Here is a 3,283-nt window from a genome sequence, read left to right as displayed (position 1 = left end):
TCGGCGATGCATCGTTTCACTGCTGAGTTCGGGATGGGATCAGGTGGTTCCAATGCTCTATGGTCGTCAAGAAATTCGGGTACCGAGTCGTGGCCTGTTGGCCGCGCTTCAGCAAATTGGGTATGTGATAGCTTCGGTGTTTTGCAAGTCTCTCGAACTTTCGGTTCGTTTCGTCTTCACACACCGCAATCTGGTGCTCTCTCGAGTCAACAAATTGCTTGGGTGTTATATGGTCAAGCCTCACGGGCAATTAGTATTGGTTAGCTCAACGCCTCACAGCGCTTACACACCCAACCTATCAACGTCGTAGTCTTCGACGGCCCTTCAGGGAACTCAAGGTTCCAGTGAGATCTCATCTTGAGGCTAGTTTCCCGCTTAGATGCTTTCAGCGGTTATCTATTCCGAACATAGCTACCCGGCAATGCCACTGGCGTGACAACCGGAACACCAGAGGTTCGTCCACTCCGGTCCTCTCGTACTAGGAGCAGCCCCTCTCAAATCTCAAACGTCCACGGCAGATAGGGACCGAACTGTCTCACGACGTTCTAAACCCAGCTCGCGTACCACTTTAAATGGCGAACAGCCATACCCTTGGGACCGGCTTCAGCCCCAGGATGTGATGAGCCGACATCGAGGTGCCAAACACCGCCGTCGATATGAACTCTTGGGCGGTATCAGCCTGTTATCCCCGGAGTACCTTTTATCCGTTGAGCGATGGCCCTTCCATACAGAACCACCGGATCACTAAGACCTACTTTCGTACCTGCTCGACGTGTCTGTCTCGCAGTCAAGCGCGCTTTTGCCTTTATACTCTACGACCGATTTCCGACCGGTCTGAGCGCACCTTCGTACTCCTCCGTTACTCTTTAGGAGGAGACCGCCCCAGTCAAACTACCCACCATACACTGTCCTCGATCCGGATAACGGACCTGAGTTAGAACCTCAAAGTTGCCAGGGTGGTATTTCAAGGATGGCTCCACGCAGACTGGCGTCCACGCTTCAAAGCCTCCCACCTATCCTACACAAGCAAATTCAAAGTCCAGTGCAAAGCTATAGTAAAGGTTCACGGGGTCTTTCCGTCTAGCCGCGGATACACTGCATCTTCACAGCGATTTCAATTTCACTGAGTCTCGGGTGGAGACAGCGCCGCCATCGTTACGCCATTCGTGCAGGTCGGAACTTACCCGACAAGGAATTTCGCTACCTTAGGACCGTTATAGTTACGGCCGCCGTTTACCGGGGCTTCGATCAAGAGCTTCGCGTTAGCTAACCCCATCAATTAACCTTCCGGCACCGGGCAGGCGTCACACCCTATACGTCCACTTTCGTGTTTGCAGAGTGCTGTGTTTTTAATAAACAGTCGCAGCGGCCTGGTATCTTCGACCGGCATGGGCTTACGGAGCAAGTCCTTCACCCTCACCGGCGCACCTTCTCCCGAAGTTACGGTGCCATTTTGCCTAGTTCCTTCACCCGAGTTCTCTCAAGCGCCTTGGTATTCTCTACCCAACCACCTGTGTCGGTTTGGGGTACGGTTCCTGGTTACCTGAAGCTTAGAAGCTTTTCTTGGAAGCATGGCATCAACCACTTCGTCATCTAAAAGACAACTCGTCATCAGCTCTCGGCCTTGGACCCCCCGGATTTACCTAAGAGTCCAGCCTACCACCTTAAACTTGGACAACCAACGCCAAGCTGGCCTAGCCTTCTCCGTCCCTCCATCGCAATAACCAGAAGTACAGGAATATTAACCTGTTTTCCATCGACTACGCTTTTCAGCCTCGCCTTAGGGACCGACTAACCCTGCGTCGATTAACGTTGCGCAGGAAACCTTGGTCTTTCGGCGTGGGTGTTTTTCACACCCATTGTCGTTACTCATGTCAGCATTCGCACTTCTGATACCTCCAGCAAGCTTCTCAACTCACCTTCACAGGCTTACAGAACGCTCCTCTACCGCATCACCTAAGTGATACCCGTAGCTTCGGTGTATGGTTTGAGCCCCGTTACATCTTCCGCGCAGGCCGACTCGACTAGTGAGCTATTACGCTTTCTTTAAAGGGTGGCTGCTTCTAAGCCAACCTCCTAGCTGTCTAAGCCTTCCCACATCGTTTCCCACTTAACCATAACTTTGGGACCTTAGCTGACGGTCTGGGTTGTTTCCCTTTTCACGACGGACGTTAGCACCCGCCGTGTGTCTCCCATGCTCGGCACTTGTAGGTATTCGGAGTTTGCATCGGTTTGGTAAGTCGGGATGACCCCCTAGCCGAAACAGTGCTCTACCCCCTACAGTGATACATGAGGCGCTACCTAAATAGCTTTCGAGGAGAACCAGCTATCTCCGAGCTTGATTAGCCTTTCACTCCGATCCACAGGTCATCCGCTAACTTTTCAACGGTAGTCGGTTCGGTCCTCCAGTTAGTGTTACCCAACCTTCAACCTGCCCATGGATAGATCGCCCGGTTTCGGGTCTATTCCCAGCGACTAGACGCCCTATTAAGACTCGCTTTCGCTACGCCTCCCCTATTCGGTTAAGCTCGCCACTGAAAATAAGTCGCTGACCCATTATACAAAAGGTACGCAGTCACCCAACAAAGTGGGCTCCCACTGCTTGTACGCATACGGTTTCAGGATCTATTTCACTCCCCTCTCCGGGGTTCTTTTCGCCTTTCCCTCACGGTACTAGTTCACTATCGGTCAGTCAGTAGTATTTAGCCTTGGAGGATGGTCCCCCCATATTCAGACAAGGTTTCTCGTGCCCCGTCCTACTCGATTTCATGACCAAGAGATTTTCGCGTACAGGGCTATCACCCACTATGGCCGCACTTTCCAGAGCGTTCCGCTAATCTCAAAGCCACTTAAGGGCTAGTCCCCGTTCGCTCGCCACTACTAAGGGAATCTCGGTTGATTTCTTTTCCTCAGGGTACTTAGATGTTTCAGTTCCCCTGGTTCGCCTCTTGCACCTATGTATTCAGTACAAGATAACCATCTTATGATGGCTGGGTTCCCCCATTCAGACATCTCCGGATCACAGTCTGTTTGCCGACTCCCCGAAGCTTTTCGCAGGCTACCACGTCTTTCATCGCCTCTGACTGCCAAGGCATCCACCGTATGCGCTTCTTCACTTGACCATATAACCCCAAGCAATCTGGTTATACTGTGAAGACGACATTCGCCGAAAATTCGCAATTACTCACAAATTTTACCTTAGCCTGATCCACTACCAGTGAAAGTAGTGTTCAGTCTATCTTTCTATCACATACCCAAATTTTTAAAGAACGATCTAATCAAA

At 51.4% G+C, this 3,283-nt stretch carries 2 rRNA genes; both read right to left on the bottom strand.

Features of this window, described 5'->3' with window-relative positions:
• Positions 1 to 71 (bottom strand): 5S ribosomal RNA (gene rrf / locus AC07VR_RS31570); the annotation flags it as partial.
• A 158-nt stretch (positions 72 to 229) separates the two neighbouring features.
• Positions 230 to 3,122: ribosomal RNA gene (locus AC07VR_RS31565) — 23S ribosomal RNA — on the bottom strand.
• Positions 3,123 to 3,283 lie beyond the last annotated feature (161 nt).

It is taken from the genome of Pseudomonas sp. GW821-FHT02H09 (genome assembly GCF_059421425.1).
This window is presented reverse-complemented; position numbering and strand designations above follow the sequence as displayed.